A 14,912-nucleotide genomic window follows, 5' to 3' on the forward strand; every position below is an offset into this window, starting at 1 on the left:
TTGCCGGAGAGTCTCTCCGGAACAGATAGAGGAAACGAAATGGCAGAACTCTCAATCAGCCCGGACGAGATCCGTAGCGCGCTGAATGAATTCGCAGCATCGTACGAGCCGGCTCAGGCAGGGAAGACCGAGGTCGGAACTGTCGTCGACGCGGCTGACGGCATTGCACACGTCTCCGGGCTTCCCGGAGTGATGGCCAACGAGCTCGTTCGCTTCGCAGACGGCACGCTCGGCCTTGCACAGAACCTCGAAGAGGACGAGATCGGCGTTGTCGTGCTCGGCCAGTTCACCGGTATTGAGGAGGGCCAGCAGGTCACCCGCACCGGCGAGGTTCTCTCGGTTCCCGTGGGCGAGGGCTACCTCGGCCGCGTGGTCGACCCGCTCGGTAACCCGATCGACGGCCTCGGCGAGATCACCGGCATCGAGTCGCGTCGCGCCCTCGAGCTTCAGGCTCCCGGCGTCATGCAGCGTAAGTCGGTTCACGAGCCGCTGCAGACTGGCATTAAGGCGATCGACGCGATGATCCCGGTTGGCCGTGGCCAGCGCCAGCTCATCATTGGCGACCGCCAGACCGGCAAGACCGCTCTTGCGATCGACACGATCATCAACCAGAAGGCGAACTGGGAGTCGGGCGACCCCAACAAGCAGGTTCGCTGCATCTATGTTGCTATTGGCCAGAAGGGCTCGACCATCGCTTCGGTGAAGGGTGCGCTCGAGGACGCAGGTGCGATGGAGTACACCACCATCATTGCTTCGCCCGCATCTGATCCCGCAGGCTTCAAGTACCTCGCTCCGTACACCGGCTCGGCTATCGGCCAGCACTGGATGTACGACAGCAAGCATGTTCTCATCATCTTTGATGATCTTTCGAAGCAGGCTGAGGCATACCGCGCCGTTTCGCTGCTGCTCCGCCGCCCGCCGGGGCGCGAGGCATACCCGGGTGACGTGTTCTACCTCCACTCGCGTCTGCTCGAGCGTTGCGCAAAGCTCTCGGACGAGCTCGGCGCGGGCTCGATGACCGGTCTGCCGATCATCGAGACGAAGGCGAACGACGTTTCGGCCTACATTCCGACCAACGTGATCTCGATCACCGACGGCCAGATCTTCCTCCAGTCGGACCTGTTCAACGCGAACCAGCGCCCCGCAGTTGACGTGGGCATCTCGGTGTCTCGCGTTGGCGGCGACGCGCAGGTGAAGTCGATCAAGAAGGTCTCGGGCACGCTCAAGCTTGAGCTCGCTCAGTACCGTGCGCTCGAGGCATTCGCGATGTTCGCATCCGACCTCGACGCGGCAAGCCGTAAGCAGCTCGAGCGTGGCGCACGCCTCACCGAGCTCCTCAAGCAGCCGCAGTACTCACCGTTCGCGGTTGAGGAGCAGACGGTTTCGATCTGGGCAGGCACCAAGGGCTTCCTTGATGACGTCCCCGTCGTAGACATCCTCCGTTTCGAGCGCGAGTTCCTCGACTACCTCGGCCGCAACTCCGAGGCGCTGTCGACGCTTGCGAAGACGAATGTTCTCGACGACGACATCGTTGCTGAGCTCACCGCTCAGATTGAGAAGTTCAAGAGCGAGTTCCTGACCGCTGAGGGCAAGTCCCTCAACGAGCAGTTCGACGCGCTCGACGAGGCAGAGATCCAGCAGGAGCAGCTCGTCGTCAAGAAGTAGCTGAGACGGTGGGGGCGCCAGCGCCCCCACCCCTCGCCACTTGACAACTTGCAAGCACCGAACAACACAGGAGAGACATGGGAGCGCAACTTCGGGTCTACAGGCAGCGCATTCGCTCTGCCCAGACGACCAAGAAGATCACCCGTGCGATGGAGCTCATCGCTGCCTCACGCATTCAGAAGGCACGGGCTCGCGTTGACGCCTCAAACCCCTACACCCAGGCGATTACCCGGGCTGTATCGGCGGTTGCGACGCACGCGAAGACCGACCACCCGCTGCTGACCGAGGCTGACACAGTCGAGCGCGCAGCAGTTGTGATCTTCACCTCCGATCGCGGCCTTGCAGGCGCGTTCAACTCGCAGGTACTGCGCGAGGCCGAGGAGCTCAGCGAGCTGCTTCGTGCCGAGGGCAAGGAGATCTCGTACTACCTCATCGGGCGTAAGGCGCAGGGGTACTTCACCTTCCGCCGTCGCGCTGCTGAGCGCGTGTGGGTTGGGGACACCGAGAACCCGGTGTTCGAGACCGCCAAGGAAGTTGCAGAGGCTGTCGTCTCGGCGTTCCTTCGCAACAGCGACGAGGGCGGTGTACAGGAGATCCACCTCGTATACAACCGCTTCATCAGCATGGTCACGCAGGCGCCGCAGGTTACCCGCCTGCTGCCGCTGCAGATCGTTGAGGGCGTCGCAGAGGCGAACGACCTGAACCCGCTGTACGAATTCGAGCCAGAGGCAGACGTCGTGCTCGACAAGCTGCTGCCCGACTACATCGAGTCGCGTATTTTTAACGCGATGCTTGAGTCCGCAGCTGCAAAGCACGCGGCAACCCAGAAGGCGATGAAGTCCGCGAGTGACAACGCTGACACACTCATCCGCGACTTCACCCGCCTTGCCAACAACGCACGCCAGGCGGAAATCACCCAGCAGATTTCCGAGATCGTGGGCGGCGCTGACGCGCTGTCCTAAGTTCAGACTGAAGAGAGAAGAGACATGACCGATACGGCCACCACCAAGGTCACCGGGCGCATCGCCCGCGTTACCGGCCCCGTCGTCGACATCGAGTTCCCGCACGACGCGATCCCCGGCGTGTACAACGCACTCGAGACGACTGTCAACATGGGCGAGGGCTCTGAGCCCTTCACCCTCGTCCTCGAGGTCGCACAGCACCTCGGAGACAACCTCGTCCGCGCAATTGCGCTGAAGCCCACCGACGGCCTCGTCCGTGGCCAGGAAGTTGTTGACACCGGCGACTCGATCACCGTTCCCGTCGGCGACATCACCAAGGGCAAGGTCTTCGACGTTGCCGGTAACGTTCTGAATCTCCCCGAGGGTGAGACGATCGAGGTTACCGAGCGCTGGGGTATCCACCGCACCCCGCCGGCATTCGACCAGCTCGAGTCGAAGACTGAGCTCTTCGAGACTGGCATCAAGTCGATCGACCTCCTCACCCCCTACGTGCAGGGCGGCAAGATTGGTCTCTTCGGTGGTGCGGGCGTCGGTAAGACCGTCCTCATCCAGGAGATGATCCAGCGTGTTGCTCAGGATCACGGTGGCGTGTCGGTGTTCGCTGGCGTCGGCGAGCGTACCCGTGAGGGCAACGACCTCATCCACGAGATGGATGAGGCAGGCGTCTTCGACAAGACCGCACTCGTGTTCGGCCAGATGGATGAGCCCCCGGGGACGCGTCTTCGCGTTGCGCTTTCGGCGCTCACCATGGCTGAGTACTTCCGTGATGTGCAGAAGCAGGACGTGCTCCTCTTCATCGACAACATCTTCCGCTTCACGCAGGCCGGTTCTGAGGTGTCGACCCTTCTCGGTCGTATGCCGTCGGCTGTGGGCTACCAGCCCAACCTCGCGGACGAGATGGGCATCCTCCAGGAGCGCATCACCTCGACCCGCGGCCACTCGATCACCTCGCTGCAGGCAATTTACGTTCCTGCAGACGACTACACTGACCCGGCCCCGGCAACCACCTTCGCGCACCTTGACGCGACAACCGAGCTCTCGCGTGAGATCGCGTCGCAGGGTCTGTACCCCGCAATCGATCCGCTGACCTCGTCCTCGCGCATCATGGATCCCCGTTACTTGGGCGAGGATCACTACCGCGTGGCAACCACCGTCAAGCAGATCCTGCAGAAGAACAAGGAACTCCAGGAGATCATCGCGATCCTTGGTGTCGACGAGCTCTCGGAAGACGACAAGATCACCGTCTCGCGCGCACGCCGCATCCAGCAGTTCCTCTCGCAGAACACCTACATGGCGAAGAAGTTCACCGGTGTTGAGGGCTCGACGGTTCCACTCAAGGAGACCATCGAGTCGTTCGATGCAATCACCAAGGGCGAGTTCGACCACGTCGCTGAGCAGGCATTCTTCAACGTTGGTGGAATCTCCGACGTTGAAGAGAAGTGGGCTCAGATGCAGAAGGATATGGCCTAATCATGGCGCTCAACGTCAAGGTTGTCTCGGCAACGAGCGAGATCTGGTCTGGCGCAGCCAGCCAGGTTGTCGCGAACACTGTCGAAGGCGAGATTGGTATCCTCACCGGCCACCAGCCGTTCCTCGCTCTCCTCGCGAAGGGTGAGGTACGCGTGACGACTTCGGCGGGCGAGAAGGTTACCGTGAACGCTGAGGACGGGTTCCTGTCTGTCGACCACGACACCGTCACCGTCGTAGCCGGCGACGCCGTGCTCGTCGCGTAGGCTGGCTGTCACAGAAACGGACGGGCTGCTGCCCGCACCGCGCTAGGCTAGAGTCACTATGCGTATCCTGTTGCCGCCCTCTGAGACCAAACGTCTCGGAGGGCGGCTTCCGTTTTCCCCCCGCGAGCTCTTCCTCGGGGAGCGGCTCGCCGCCCCGCGCGCCGCGGCCCAGCGGGCACTCGAATCAGTAAGCGGCGATGAGAGCGCGGCGACGAAGGCGCTCAAGCTTGGCGTGAAGAACCGCGACGAGCGGCTGCGAAACCTTGAACTCGATGCGAGCGGCGCAATGCCGGCGATTGAGCGCTACACGGGCGTGCTGTACGACGCCCTCGACCCCGATACCCTCGCGCCTGAGGCACTCGCTTGGCTCCGCGATCATGTGTTCGTGCAGTCAGCGCTCTTTGGTCTCGTGCGTGGTGGAGACGCCATACCTGCGTACCGCGTCTCGGCATCCTCTCGGCTCCCAGAGCTTGGCTCACCGCTCGCAAAGCTGTGGGCTGCGCCACACGAGGGCGCGCTCGAGGGATCTGCGTACGTTCTCGACTTGAGGTCAAAGGACTACGCAGCCCTCGCTCCGCTCGGCGCGCTCGGAGCGGAAGAGACTGACTACCTCGAAGTGGTGGCGCGCTCAGACGATGGTGAGGTTCGCGCTCTGAACCATTTCAACAAGGCAGCAAAGGGCGACCTCGTTCGACGTCTCGCAGAAAGTGCGCCTGCGATCTCGTCTCGGTCTGAGTTGCTCGAGTGGGCCCGCGCAACTGGGCTTGAGCTCGGCGCGGGCGCCGACGCGTCAGCGCTTCGACTGGTGACGCTTCAGGGCGTCCCGGCAGCGAGCCGCTAGAATACATGAGTGCAGGAGATGAGCTGGTGACCACCCACGGTGAGAACGCGGTGAGGCGACGCCTCGCGTACCGTCAGGGCGGGGAGGCCGACATTGAGCTCTCCTGGCACGCTATCACGCACGTCGGCAACCGCCGAGAGACGAACCAAGACAGTTTCATTACAGTGCCGCCGGTGTTCGCCGTCGCTGACGGCATGGGCGGTCACTCGGCTGGCGAGGTTGCGTCGGCTGCGGTGGTGCGCCGGCTGAACGAGCTCGCCGGCGACCTCACGGTGACGGAAGACGACATTCTCGAGATCCTCACTCAGGCCGTCGATGACATCGAAATCGACACTGGCGACACCGAACTTGGTGCGGGCACAACAGTGACTGGCGTCATTGTGAGTGAGCAGAGCGACACCCCCGTGTGGAAGGTCTTCAACATCGGAGACTCCCGCGTTTATCAGTACTTCAAGGGCGCGCTCAGCCAGATCACTGTCGATCATTCGGTCGTACAACACCTCCTCGATACCGGTGCGATCACCGAGGAAGAGGCCGAGGTTCACCCGCACGCAAACGTAATCACCAGGGCTGTCGGGCTTGGCGAAGCGCCGCTGCCCGATTACACGACGCTCGCCCTGATTCCGGGCCAGCGCATCCTGATCTGCTCAGACGGGCTCACCAAGGAGCTCACAGAGGTCGGTATCCAGTACTTCCTCTCCACTCAGCACAGTGCTGAAGACGCAGCGAACACACTCGTTGAGCAAGCACTCAACAACGCCGGCCGCGACAATGTTACGGTCGTGGTGATCGACGTTCACGCAGTTGGTGACGTGATCGACACCGGAAGCCTTGCTTCGAGCGGTGTCGAGTTGGAACCGAGCGGCGACGCTCCATCAGTTGAGGAGAAGAGTGCTGACGAAGCTTAGCCCCCAGGCCACCAAGCGAACAGGCAAGGTCGCGGCAGTGATTGTCGCCGCTGCGCTCGCCCTCACGGGATGCAGCGGTGGTGGTGACACCACGGGTGAGACCACCGAAACGACGCTCACTCGTTCGGTCGAGGGCGCTGAGCTCACGGTGACCTACGTCGCCGACGGCGACAAGGTGACCAAGCAGACGACCAAGAACGTCGTCAACTATGAGGCCAGCGGTATCGCAGATCGCGCGGCTGCCGAGGAGTCGGTTGCTCCGCTCGCCGAGCAGTACAAGGGAATCAAGGGTGTCGAGCATTCGATCGACTTCGGGGACGATGAGCTCACCGAGACAGTCACACTCACCTACGCGGATCTTGATCTCGAGAAGCTGGCGTCTGTCACCGGCGGCGACCCCGGGGAGAACCCCGAGGAGGCGCGCGACGTGAGCCTCAAGGAAGCAGTGAAGACCCTGACTGACAGCGGATTCACCGAGGCCAAGTAGACCCGATCCTGATCGCTGCGTGATGACACCGGGCGCCCGCATGGGGCGCCCGGTGTTTCGCTATCCGCGGCGGCGCAGCGCCAGCACGGCAGCTGCGACGGCAGCTGCGCACCAGACAACCACAGTGACGAGGTCTCGTGGTGTCGCGTCGAACGCCTGGCCGGCGAGGCCAGCGCGCATGAGGTTCGCCATTGGCTCGATTGGAAGGATCTCGTGCGCCGCGCGAAGCCAGTCCGGCAGGTTGGCGGCTGGGAAGCTGACTGGCGAGAACAGCAACAGCAGAAAGACAAGCATCTGCGAGACGAGCTGAGTGATCATTGGTGGCAGCAGCGCCGCAAACGCGTACCCGATCGACGCGGCTGTCAGCGAAATCAGAATCGCGACGGGCAGCACCCACGGCGCCAACTGGTAGGTGATGTCGTAGCGGAGCGCGCCAACAATCGTCCCCAGGATCAGGCCGGGGAGCGCGAGCAGCGTCCACACCGTGAGGTCTGCGGCGAGAAACGCGCCGCGGGGGAGTGGGAGCGTTCGCAACCAATCGGCGCTCCCCTCGGTGCGTGCCTGCACCATCGCCTGCGGAGTCATCACGAGGCCGATCACGATAAGCGTGATCGTCGGGGCCCCAGTCGCCAGGAACAGTGCAGCCTCATGGTTGACGTCGCCAATGAGTAGCCCGTAGCCGAGCACAGTGGACACGGCGAGCGCCGTCTGGACGACTGCCATGAGCGGGAGGAACTGTGCTTGGCGTCTGACCTGCCACTGAATGAGAAGCAGCGTTCCGCGGAGGCCGCGCAGTGTGCGGGCGGCGGGGGACCCGCCCGGTGCGGGCGTGCTGACGAGCGTCGGAGCGGTCGTGAGGGAGGAGGTCATGCTGCGACCTCCGTCCCCGCGCCGACGAGCTCAAGGTACGCGTCCTCAAGCGAGGCCGGTGTGAGTGAGAACCGCTCGACTTCGCCTCGCTCGACCGCTGTCTGTGCCCACGCCACAACCTCGGCTCCGCGTGCGGCGGGGACAGGGACGATGCTCTGCGCTGGGCGTGTGACGCTCGGGCGAAGCCCCGGTGGAAGAGTGGGAAGGTCTCGGCCGTCGAGCTCAAGAAAGAGCTCGCCGCGAAGGTGCGCCGTGAGCTCGGCGGGGCTGCCGGCCGCGAGCACCCGACCGCCGTCGAGCACCACCAGGTCATCGACTGTGCGCTCGGCCTCCCGGACGTTGTGCGTGACAAGGAGCACTGCCGCGCCGGCCGCGGCTGTCTCGCGAATCGCATCCCAGAGGAGACGGCGCCTTGCCGGATCGACGTCGTTTGTTGGCTCGTCAAGAATCACGAGGTCGGCTGGCTGAACGACGGTCATGCAGAATGCGGTGAGCCGCGCGACCCCGCCAGAGATCTTCTCTGCCGGGGTGTCTGCCCAGGGGCCGAGATCGAGCGCTTCGAGGAGATTGTTCGTGCGGCGGCGTACGGCTTCTGGCGCCCCGCCACGAATACGGCCAACGAGTTCGACCGCCTTTCGCGGGGTGAGCCCGGTGATGGGCACGTTCGCCTGGGCCTGTACTGCGACGATCTCGCGCGCTCGGGCGGGATGGGCGACGGCGTCGACGCCGCTTACGCGAATGGTGCCCGACGTGGGGCGAAGTAGCCCGACGATCTGGTTCACCATCGTCGTCTTTCCTGCGCCATTGTGCCCGAGCACACCGAGAACCCGGCCGGCGTGAGCGGTGAGTGAGACGTCGTCGTTCGCGGGGGCCTTTTTGCCGCCGTACTGCTTCACGAGGTGCTCGATTGAGAGCACTGGCTCGCCTGTCGCACTCGCCGCTGGCAGCAGTGCTGGGTCGCTGGCAGGCGACGAATGGATGGGGGACATCGAGATGCTCCTAACGAGTCAGATACTGATTGGTATGAATATACTCATAGGTATCTAAATGACGCAAGGGGATCTTTCCGGGTATCTCGGGTACGCTTGTGACATGGCTACACAACCTCCTGGGGGACCAGACCTGAGCGGCGAACAGCGCCTGCGCGACGCCGCCAGGGCGCTAGCTGAAGCCGCTGGCCAGTTTGGGCAGTCGCTCGGCAGTGCCGGCGCGCAGGCAGAGACCGGGGTGACGAAGGGGCTTCTCGCTGCGGCTCAGGCCCTTGCGCAGGCGAGCGCCTGGGTTGAACAGCGAGCAAAGCCGCTGACTACCAAGGAAAAACTGCTCGAACAGGCAGTGCGGCTCTTCGCCGAACGTGGCTACGCCGGTGTCTCGCTTGAGGACATCGCACAGGCAGCTGGGTTCACGAAGGGTGCTGTTTACAGCCACTTCGGGTCGAAGGAACAGACGTTCCTCGCCGCACTCCGCGCCGCTGCAGAGGAACTCGCTGGCCTCGGCCTTCAGGGGGCGGCTGAGAGCGGGAGCGCGCCAGATGAAGCACGGGCCGCAGGTGGGCCCGTGTCGAGTACCGTGACCGGTGCCGCGGCGCAGCCCGAATCGCAGCGGCTTGCCCAGGCGGTCACGCTGACTCTTGAGGCGATGCTGTTCGGGCGGCGTACCCCCGACCGTCGAGAGGAGGTCCGAACCATCGTCGCGGAACTCATTGCGGCACTTGCGGCCGCGGAGCGCAGACTCGGTGATGCGGGGCTCACGCAGTCTCGGGCGCTCGATCGAGACGAGTCTGCCGTCGCGGAGTTGGCGCTGCGGACACTGTTGCTTGGGGTGACACCAGAGGAACGGGCGGGCGGGCCCTCAACGGCCTAGTATTGCAGGGGTCGCCTGCGCTGTGACCCTCAACCCCTCACTCCGCCAACCCCGGCCAGAGAGCCCCATTCTTGCAAGACCGCCACATCCAGACGGTTGGCAAGGGGACCTGCTGCAGGGATGTGGCTCTTCGGCGGAGCCTCGGTGGGGTGTGGTGCGTGAGGCGTGAGGGGTGGTGCCTGGGATCGAGAACGCAGAAGGGGCCCAGGCCAACCGTGGACCGGACCCCTTCTGCGTTGCGTGGAGGTGCTACGCGGTGGCCGGGAATGCCTCTCGCAGCACGCTCACAACGTCGAGCAGCAGCTCGTCGCTCATCTTCAACGACGGCAGGAAGCGGATCACCTCGCCGTACAGGCCAGCCGACAGCAGGATGACGCCCTGCTTGCCCGCGTAGTCGATGATCGCGTTGACGCGGTCTGCGTCGGGCTCAAGGGTGCCCGGCTTCACAATCTCGATCGCGAGCATGGCGCCCTTGCCGCGGACCTCGGCAATTGCGTCGAACTCGCTCTGGAGCTCGCGCAGCGCCCCGCCGAAGGTCTGCTCGATGCGCTTCGCCTCTGCAAGCAAGCCGAGGCTCTCGACGCGCTCGAACACCGCGACCGCGGCAGCGCACGAGACTGGGTTGCCGCCGAAGGTGCCGCCAAGGCCACCGGGCATCGACTTGTCCATGATCTCCGCGCGTCCGGTGATGCCCGCGAGCGGAAGGCCGCCAGCGATGCCCTTCGCCGAGAGCACGATGTCGGGCTGCACACCAAACTGCTCGATCGAGAACATGGTGCCTGTGCGGGCCATGCCGGCCTGCACCTCGTCAGCGATGAAGACGATCCCGTTCTCCTTGCACCACGCGGCGAGCGCGGGCAGGTAGCCGTCAGCGGGGACAACGAAGCCGCCCTCACCCTGGATCGGCTCGACGACGAGGCACGCAAGGTCAGACGCGCCAGCGGTCTTCTCGAGGTACTTGATTGTGCGCTTCGCAGCCTCCTCGCCGGTCAGACCGTCGTGGAGGGGGTGCGAGTTCGGTGCGCGGTAGATGTCGCCGGCGCGGGGGCCGTAGCCGAGCGCGTACGGTGCACCCTTATGGTTCATGCTGCTCGTGAGCATCGTGCGACCGTGGTAGGCGTGCTCGAGCACCGCGACACCAGGACGACCCGTGAACTTGCGGGCGATCTTGACGCCGTTCTCGACAGCCTCCGCGCCTGAGTTCATGAGCAGCGTCTTGTAGTCGCCGTCGCCGGGAACGTGCTGGGCAAGCAGCTCAGCGACTCGAACGTAGGGCTCGTAGGCGTTCATTGTGAACAGCGTGTGAGTGACTTTGCCGACCTGCTCGCGAGCGGCAGCGACGACAGCCTCGTCGGTGTGGCCGATCGTGGTGACGCCAATACCACCGCAGACGTCGATGAGCTGGTTGCCATCAACGTCAACGACGATCGAATCGTGCGCACGATCGATGTAGACGGGGAAGACTGTGTGGACGCCCGGTGGGATGACTCGCTGACGACGCTCGTGGATCTCGCGTGAACGCGGTCCTGGAATCTCGGTGACGAGCTTACGCTCCTGAGTAATTTCTGCTTCCAACATGTCTGAGGTCATGGAGCAAGCTTACTCCCGACTATCCGAGGACTCTACGATAGGGCTATGCAAAACGAGCACGAATACCAGATCGAAGTCGAGTGGCAGGGAAACCGTGGGACCGGCACGAGCGGCTACCGTGACTATGGTCGGGAGCTCGTCATCCGCGCAGCAGGCAAAGAAGAACTCCAGGGGTCGGCTGACCCGACGTTCCGGGGTGATCGCGGTCGCTGGAACCCCGAGGAGTTGCTCGTTACGGCACTGGCCCAGTGCCACATGCTGTCGTACCTGCACATGGCTGTGCGTGCGGGTGTCGTCGTGACCTCGTACCGTGACGCCGCAGTCGGCGTGATGCGCCAGGAGGGGCTCGGGGGCGAGTTCACCGAGGTGACGCTCAGGCCGCAAGTGACCGTCTCTGATGCATCCATGATCGATGCTGCACGCGCCGCGCACCGTGACGCGTTCGAGAACTGCTTCATTGCGAGGTCGGTGAACTTCCCGGTCACGCACGAGCCGACAATTACAGTCGGCTAGTCAGCTTCCTCGGTGCGTGGCGCTGTCGGCGTAACACGGCCCCAGGCGCCCCGCGCTCCCAATAGAATGGAACTCATGGCCCAGTCCTCTTCGTTCTCCGTCTCCACGCCGATCTTCTACGTCAACGATGCCCCGCACATCGGGCATGCCTACACCGAGGTGGCTGCCGACGTGCTTGCTCGCTGGCACCGCCAGGCTGGCGACGAGACGTTCTTCCTCACCGGCACGGACGAGCACGGGCAGAAGATCCTGCGCACCGCGACGGCGAACGGCGTGCACCCGAAGGAGTGGGCAGACCGCCTGGTTGAGTCGTCGTGGCGCCCGCTGCTCGACACCATCAACATCTCGAACGATGACTTCATTCGCACGACCGATGAGCGACACAAGGTTGGTGTCGGGACGTTCTTGCAGCGGCTGCACGACGACGGCCACGTCTATGCCGGCGAGTTCGAAGCGCTCTACTGCGTCGGGTGTGAGGAGTTCAAACCGAAGAGCGAGATCGTCGACGGCGAGGGTGCATTCGAGGGCGAGAAGGTCTGCGCGATCCACTCGAAGCCTCTTGAACTGCTCCAGGAGAAGAACTACTTCTTCAAGATGAGCGCGTTCCAGGATCGGTTGCTCGCGCTCTACGAGGAGCGCCCCGACTTCGTGCAGCCTGCGAGTGCGCGCAACGAGGTAATCGCCTTCGTGCAGCAGGGCCTTGAAGACCTTTCAATCTCACGCACGTCGTTTGACTGGGGTATCCCGATCCCGTGGGACTCTGCGCACGTTACTTACGTGTGGTTCGACGCGCTGCTCAACTACATCACCGCGCGCGGCTACGGGCAGAACCCCGCCGATCCGACAGCCGATCTCAAGCATTGGCCGGCTGTGCAGATCGTCGGCAAGGACATTCTGCGCTTCCACGCCGTGATTTGGCCCGCGATGCTCATGGCAGCTGGCCTCGAGGTGCCGTCAAATGTGTTCGCACACGGCTGGTTGCTCGTCGGTGGCGAGAAGATGTCAAAGTCGAAGCTCACTGGCATCGCGCCGAACGAGATCACTGACACCTTCGGTGCCGATGCGTTCCGCTACTACTTCATGCGCGCAGTATCGTTCGGCCATGATGGCTCGTTCAGCTGGGAGGACCTCGCAGCGCGCTACCAGGCAGAGCTCGCGAACGGCTTCGGAAACCTCGCGAGCCGTCTGCTTGCGATGAACGTCAAGTACTTCGACGGTGTTGTTCCCGCCGCTGGGGCCGAGGAGCCGGCTGATGCCGCGATCCGCGAGCTCGCCGCGAAGGCAGCTGCCGACGCTGACGCCCACATTGAGGCGTTCGCTATCCATGAGGCGCTTACCTCAATCTGGGAGCTCGTCGACGCGCTCAACGGCTACATCACAGAGCAGACGCCATGGGTGCTCGCAAAGGACGAAACCAAGCGCGAGCGCCTCGGCACCGTGCTCTACACCGTCTCTGAGGGCCTGCGCGTGCTCGCTGAGCTCTTGCACCCCGTGATCCCTGAATCGACAGGCAAGCTCTGGGCAGCGCTCGGAGCGGAGGAGAGCCTCGGAGCGCTCGCCGCGCAGTCGCTACGCGACGCTGGCACCTGGGGACGCCTGCCCGCGGGCGCGACCCAGCATCCGCTTCCCGTTCTCTTCCCCCGGATCGAGACCGAGGGCGACGGTAAGTGAGCCCCGCAGCTGAGGGGGCGACCCCTTCGCAGACTCCTGCTGGCGGAATCCGCAAGCGTCGCGAAGCGCCCGACGGGCCTGGGAAGCAGACGCGTGACTTGACGCGACCTGCAAGCCCGGAGCCGCTACCGTTCCCGCTGTATGACAACCACACGCACCTCGAGTTTGAGGATGGCGTCACGCAGCTCGACCCGCTCGAATCGCTCGCGCGGGCCGAGGCTGTCGGCGTGCGCGGAGTCGTGCAGGTCGGCACCGATCTCGAGACGAGCCGTTGGAGTGCTGAGTTCGCCGCGAACGACGCGCGCGTTCTCGCCGCGGTCGCGCTGCACCCGAATGAAGCGCCGCGGCTCGCAGCAGCTGGCACCCTCTCAGAACACCTCTCGGAGATTGCGCGGCTTGCCACCCAGCCCCGCGTGCGTGCGGTGGGGGAGACAGGCCTCGACTTCTTCCGCACGGGCGAAGACGGGCGCGAGGCGCAGTACGAGTCGTTTGAGACGCACATTGAGATCGCGAAAGCGAACGGCATCGCGTTGCAGATTCACGACCGCGATGCGCACGACGAGGTCGTCGCGACGCTCACCCGCGTGGGAGCCCCCGAGCGCACGGTGTTCCACTGCTTCTCGGGCGACGCGGCGCTCGCGAAGATCTGCAACGAGCGTGGCTGGTACATGTCGTTCGCGGGAACCATGACGTTCAAGAACGCGCCGGCGCTGCGCGAGGCGCTCGCGACAGCTAAGCCAGAACTCGTGCTCGTCGAGACCGACGCGCCCTTCCTCACACCCGAGCCGCTGCGCGGCCGCCCAAACGCGCCCTACCTCATGCCGCACACTGTTCGACGCCTCGCCGAGGTGCAGGACCTGCCGCTGGAAGACGTGTGCCGCCAGCTCGCGGCAAACACTGAGCGCGTGTATGGCACGTGGGAGATGGATACCAATGAGTAGCGCGCTGCTCGGCCCCGTCGAGGTCCGCGAACTGGCGGAACGGCTCGACGTCTCGCCGACGAAAAAGCTCGGCCAGAACTTCGTGATCGACCCGAACACCGTGCGCAAGATTGTGCGGCTCGCGGGCGTCGGAGCGGATACCGCAGTCATCGAGATCGGACCCGGTCTCGGGTCGTTGACGCTCGGCATCACCGAGGTCGGCGCCGACGTCACCGCGATCGAGATCGACTCTCGACTCGCTGCCGAGCTGCCGGCCACCATTCGCACCATGCAGCCGGAGGCGGCCGAGCGCTTCCGCGTGATCCACACAGACGCGCTTGACCTTTCGGCCGAGCACCTCGCGGGCCTTCCAAGCCAGCCGACTGCCGTCGTCGCGAACCTGCCGTACAACGTGTCTGTGCCGATCCTCATGCACCTCCTCGAGCTCATTCCGACGCTCGATCGCGGGCTGGTGATGGTGCAGGCCGAGGTGGGGTACAGGATCGCTGCAGGGCCCGGAACGAAGGAGTACGGCGCGCCGAGCGCGAAGGCCACCTGGTATGGGGAGTGGGGGATCGCGGGCACCGTGAGCCGTCGAATCTTCTGGCCAGTGCCCGGCGTCGACTCGGTGCTCGTTTCCTACGAGCGACGCGCCGAGCATCTCGGAACCGAGGCCGAACGTGGCCACACGTTCGAGCTCGTGAACGCGGCCTTCGCGCAGCGTCGAAAGATGATTCGTCAGGCGCTCCAGCCTGTGCTCGGGGCAGAACACGCCGTCGAGATCATCGAACACGCCGGCATTGCTCCCACGGCGCGAGCAGAGCAGCTACACATCACCGACTTCCTCGCGATCGCACGGTCACGAGCGGCCTCAGACTTGCGCTAGCGT

Annotated in this window: 15 protein-coding genes; 12 read left to right on the forward strand and 3 right to left on the reverse strand. The window is 64.3% G+C overall.

Annotated features, from left to right (window positions below):
• Nucleotides 1-39 precede the first annotated feature (39 nt).
• From atpA to ACF07D_RS11380, 7 genes are all read left to right on the forward strand, one after another.
• Nucleotides 40-1,665 (forward strand): F0F1 ATP synthase subunit alpha, encoded by a 1,626-nt coding sequence (gene atpA / locus ACF07D_RS11350; protein ID WP_391504971.1) that lies wholly within the window; start codon nt 40-42, stop codon nt 1,663-1,665.
• Between the two features lie 77 nt (nt 1,666-1,742).
• Nucleotides 1,743-2,627 (forward strand): F0F1 ATP synthase subunit gamma, encoded by an 885-nt coding sequence (locus tag ACF07D_RS11355; protein WP_119284714.1) that lies wholly within the window; start codon nt 1,743-1,745, stop codon nt 2,625-2,627.
• Nucleotides 2,628-2,651: 24 nt separating this feature from the next.
• Entirely contained in the window at nt 2,652-4,097 is a 1,446-nt protein-coding gene (gene atpD / locus ACF07D_RS11360; protein ID WP_119284713.1) for a F0F1 ATP synthase subunit beta, read from the forward strand.
• Between the two features lie 2 nt (nt 4,098-4,099).
• Nucleotides 4,100-4,360, forward strand: coding sequence for a F0F1 ATP synthase subunit epsilon (locus ACF07D_RS11365; RefSeq protein ID WP_162921338.1), 261 nt, complete (start codon nt 4,100-4,102; stop codon nt 4,358-4,360).
• A gap of 58 nt (nt 4,361-4,418) precedes the next feature.
• A complete protein-coding gene (locus tag ACF07D_RS11370; protein ID WP_391504972.1) occupies nt 4,419-5,201 on the forward strand; it encodes a YaaA family protein in 783 nt (260 codons plus the stop codon).
• 5 nt (nt 5,202-5,206) lie between these two features.
• Nucleotides 5,207-6,109 (forward strand): PP2C family serine/threonine-protein phosphatase, encoded by a 903-nt coding sequence (locus tag ACF07D_RS11375; protein ID WP_255808216.1) that lies wholly within the window; start codon nt 5,207-5,209, stop codon nt 6,107-6,109.
• Nucleotides 6,093-6,596, forward strand: a complete 504-nt coding sequence (locus tag ACF07D_RS11380) for a DUF1307 domain-containing protein (RefSeq protein ID WP_391504973.1) — start codon at nt 6,093-6,095, stop codon at nt 6,594-6,596. The genes ACF07D_RS11375 and ACF07D_RS11380 overlap by 17 nt, the downstream gene beginning before the upstream one ends.
• Nucleotides 6,597-6,656: 60 nt before the next feature.
• Here the strand turns inward: ACF07D_RS11380 and ACF07D_RS11385 are convergent, their stop codons facing one another.
• Together ACF07D_RS11385 and ACF07D_RS11390 are read right to left on the reverse strand one after the other, a co-directional pair.
• A complete protein-coding gene (locus ACF07D_RS11385; RefSeq protein ID WP_119284709.1) occupies nt 6,657-7,466 on the reverse strand; it encodes an ABC transporter permease in 810 nt (269 codons plus the stop codon).
• The gene (locus ACF07D_RS11390; RefSeq protein ID WP_391504974.1) at nt 7,463-8,455 is read right to left on the reverse strand and encodes an ABC transporter ATP-binding protein; all 993 of its coding nucleotides are present in this window, start codon (nt 8,453-8,455) and stop codon (nt 7,463-7,465) included. The genes ACF07D_RS11385 and ACF07D_RS11390 overlap by 4 nt, the downstream gene beginning before the upstream one ends.
• 103 nt (nt 8,456-8,558) lie before the next feature.
• Here ACF07D_RS11390 and ACF07D_RS11395 point away from each other — a divergent pair, with 103 nt between their 5' ends.
• Nucleotides 8,559-9,329: a TetR family transcriptional regulator gene (locus tag ACF07D_RS11395; protein WP_391504975.1), complete on the forward strand. Its 771-nt coding sequence runs from the start codon at nt 8,559-8,561 to the stop codon at nt 9,327-9,329.
• A gap of 249 nt (nt 9,330-9,578) precedes the next feature.
• On the opposite strand, the gene ACF07D_RS11400 is transcribed toward ACF07D_RS11395, so the two are convergent.
• Nucleotides 9,579-10,919 (reverse strand): aminotransferase class III-fold pyridoxal phosphate-dependent enzyme, encoded by a 1,341-nt coding sequence (locus ACF07D_RS11400; RefSeq protein WP_391504976.1) that lies wholly within the window; start codon nt 10,917-10,919, stop codon nt 9,579-9,581.
• A gap of 45 nt (nt 10,920-10,964) precedes the next feature.
• Between ACF07D_RS11400 and ACF07D_RS11405 the strand changes: the two genes are divergently transcribed.
• From ACF07D_RS11405 to rsmA, 4 genes are all read left to right on the forward strand, one after another.
• Complete coding sequence (locus tag ACF07D_RS11405; RefSeq protein ID WP_119284706.1) at nt 10,965-11,432, forward strand: OsmC family protein; 468 nt, start codon at nt 10,965-10,967, stop codon at nt 11,430-11,432.
• A gap of 75 nt (nt 11,433-11,507) precedes the next feature.
• Nucleotides 11,508-13,103: a methionine--tRNA ligase gene (metG, locus tag ACF07D_RS11410; RefSeq protein ID WP_391504977.1), complete on the forward strand. Its 1,596-nt coding sequence runs from the start codon at nt 11,508-11,510 to the stop codon at nt 13,101-13,103.
• Entirely contained in the window at nt 13,100-14,044 is a 945-nt protein-coding gene (locus ACF07D_RS11415) for a TatD family hydrolase (protein WP_370647812.1), read from the forward strand. The genes metG and ACF07D_RS11415 overlap by 4 nt, the downstream gene beginning before the upstream one ends.
• On the forward strand, nt 14,037-14,909 hold the full coding sequence (rsmA, locus tag ACF07D_RS11420; RefSeq protein ID WP_391504978.1) for a 16S rRNA (adenine(1518)-N(6)/adenine(1519)-N(6))-dimethyltransferase RsmA: 873 nt from the start codon (nt 14,037-14,039) through the stop codon (nt 14,907-14,909). Before ACF07D_RS11415 ends, rsmA begins: the two co-directional genes overlap by 8 nt.
• Nucleotides 14,910-14,912 lie beyond the last annotated feature (3 nt).

Origin of the sequence: Leucobacter sp. NPDC015123 (assembly GCF_043080205.1) — a bacterium.
GTDB classification, from domain to species: Bacteria; Actinomycetota; Actinomycetes; order Actinomycetales; family Microbacteriaceae; genus Leucobacter; species Leucobacter aridicollis_A.

What these genes read in the sequence shown, in the direction of transcription:
- ACF07D_RS11370 (WP_391504972.1), top strand. Translation starts at nt 4,419, where the DNA reads ATGCGTATCCTGTTGCCGCCCTCTGAGACCAAACGTCTCGGAGGGCGG.
- atpA (WP_391504971.1), top strand. Translation starts at nt 40, where the DNA reads ATGGCAGAACTCTCAATCAGCCCGGACGAGATCCGTAGCGCGCTGAAT.
- rsmA (WP_391504978.1), top strand. Translation starts at nt 14,037, where the DNA reads ATGAGTAGCGCGCTGCTCGGCCCCGTCGAGGTCCGCGAACTGGCGGAA.
- ACF07D_RS11385 (WP_119284709.1), bottom strand. Translation starts at nt 7,466, where the DNA reads ATGACCTCCTCCCTCACGACCGCTCCGACGCTCGTCAGCACGCCCGCA.
- ACF07D_RS11405 (WP_119284706.1), top strand. Translation starts at nt 10,965, where the DNA reads ATGCAAAACGAGCACGAATACCAGATCGAAGTCGAGTGGCAGGGAAAC.
- ACF07D_RS11390 (WP_391504974.1), bottom strand. Translation starts at nt 8,455, where the DNA reads ATGTCCCCCATCCATTCGTCGCCTGCCAGCGACCCAGCACTGCTGCCA.
- ACF07D_RS11365 (WP_162921338.1), top strand. Translation starts at nt 4,100, where the DNA reads ATGGCGCTCAACGTCAAGGTTGTCTCGGCAACGAGCGAGATCTGGTCT.
- ACF07D_RS11395 (WP_391504975.1), top strand. Translation starts at nt 8,559, where the DNA reads ATGGCTACACAACCTCCTGGGGGACCAGACCTGAGCGGCGAACAGCGC.
- atpD (WP_119284713.1), top strand. Translation starts at nt 2,652, where the DNA reads ATGACCGATACGGCCACCACCAAGGTCACCGGGCGCATCGCCCGCGTT.
- metG (WP_391504977.1), top strand. Translation starts at nt 11,508, where the DNA reads ATGGCCCAGTCCTCTTCGTTCTCCGTCTCCACGCCGATCTTCTACGTC.
- ACF07D_RS11400 (WP_391504976.1), bottom strand. Translation starts at nt 10,919, where the DNA reads ATGACCTCAGACATGTTGGAAGCAGAAATTACTCAGGAGCGTAAGCTC.
- ACF07D_RS11375 (WP_255808216.1), top strand. Translation starts at nt 5,207, where the DNA reads ATGAGTGCAGGAGATGAGCTGGTGACCACCCACGGTGAGAACGCGGTG.
- ACF07D_RS11355 (WP_119284714.1), top strand. Translation starts at nt 1,743, where the DNA reads ATGGGAGCGCAACTTCGGGTCTACAGGCAGCGCATTCGCTCTGCCCAG.